The 1,643-nt window shown below is 66.0% G+C and carries 1 protein-coding gene; it reads left to right on the plus strand.

Going from position 1 to position 1,643, the window contains the following annotated elements:
- Window positions 1-109: 109 nt before the first annotated feature.
- Window positions 110-1,498, plus strand: coding sequence for an IS1380-like element ISGosp1 family transposase (locus GOALK_RS18355; RefSeq protein WP_006360329.1), 1,389 nt, complete (start codon window positions 110-112; stop codon window positions 1,496-1,498).
- The last annotated feature ends 145 nt before the right edge of the window (window positions 1,499-1,643 follow it).

A 1,643-nucleotide genomic window follows, 5' to 3' on the forward strand; every position in this document is an offset into this window, starting at 1 on the left:
CCTGGATCCGTGGAGGGGTGTGGGGTGTCGGTGATATAAAAATGCCCTCTGAGCTGGGATGATTGGTGGTGTTGAGACACTAAACATCCCAGCTCAGAAGGCACTTTCAGTGAAAGTATCACACAGCTTCTCGGCCACGTCGGCACTCTTTGACGATGACAATCTGGTGTCGCATGCCGGGTTGGTGCCGGTGATGGAATTGGCTCACTCGACCGGGGTGGCCGCATTGCTGGCCGAACGGGTCGATCTGGGCACCACCCGGGTCGCTTCCGCCGGAGCCAACCTGGAAGCGAAACTGCTGACCGTGATCGCCGGGTTATGTTGCGGCGCTGACAGTATCGACGACCTCGACATCGTCCGGGCCGGTGGGCACACCCGCCTGTTCGACCGCGTATACGCCCCGGCCACGATCGGACAAACCCTGCGGGAGTTCACCCCCGGGCACACCCGACAACTCAACGCCGTGATGACGCGCTCGCTGCCGGCGATGTGTGCCCGGGCAGGATTGTTACCCACCGACGGTGCCCGCGTGTTCCTCGATATCGATTCCCTGCTGCGCCCGGTCTATGGCTACCAGAAGACCGGCGCCTCCTACGGACACGCCAAGATCGCCGGACGTGAACTGCTGCGTCGGGGCCTCTCACCGCTGATCGCCACCCTCAGTGCACCCGAGCACCCACCGGTGATCGCCAACGCCTGGCTGCGCGCCGGGCGCGCCGCCTCCGGCGCCGGAGCAGCAACGATGCTCGCCGAAACCATCGCCACCGCCCGCCGCGCCGGAGCCGCCGGTGAGATCACCGTGCGCGCGGATGCCGCCTACGGGTCGGCCGAGGTGATGGCTACCTGCCAACGCCTGGGCGCCACGTTCTCGCTGGTCCTGCGGACCAACACCGCGATCACCCGCGCAATCACCGCCATCGGCGACGACGCCTGGACACCGGTGTCCTATCCCGGGGCGGTCACCGACCCCGACACCGGCGAGTTGATCTCTGATGCCGAAGTCGCCGAAACCACCTACACGGTCAAACCACTCTCACCGCACCCGATCACCGCCCGACTCATCGTGCGGCGAGTCAAAGCCCATCACCCCGCCGACACCGACACCCTGATGCCGGCCTGGCGGTATCACTCGTTTTTCACCAACACCACCGACGACACCGTTACCGCCGACATCAACCACCGCGGCCACGCCGTCATCGAGACCGTGTTCGCCGACCTCATCGACGGACCGCTGGCGCATCTTCCCTCCGGCGTTTTCGGCGCCAACGCCGCCTGGCTGGCCCTGACCGCCATCAGCCACAACCTCATGCGCACCCTCGCCGCGCTCAGCGCGGCCCCCAGACTACGAGCCGCGCGCGGAGCGACGCTGCGCCGCACGCTCATCGCCGTGCCCGCCCGACTGGCCCGACCAGCACGAACACCCATCCTGCACCTGCCCCGACACTGGCCATCCCAACACGCATTCACCACCCTGTGGGCCGCGGTGAACACCACCTGACCCAACACCCCAACACGCCCACCCACGACCAGGAAACCCAGTGAAAAAGCTGACGCAAGATCAGCGAATACCCGACGCCCACAACACGATCAACCACTCACGCACACCCCACCACCACTCACCCACACCCCTCCACGGATCCAGG

The sequence above is a fragment of the Gordonia alkanivorans NBRC 16433 genome (genome assembly GCF_000225505.1).
GTDB lineage: Bacteria > Actinomycetota > Actinomycetes > Mycobacteriales > Mycobacteriaceae > Gordonia > Gordonia alkanivorans.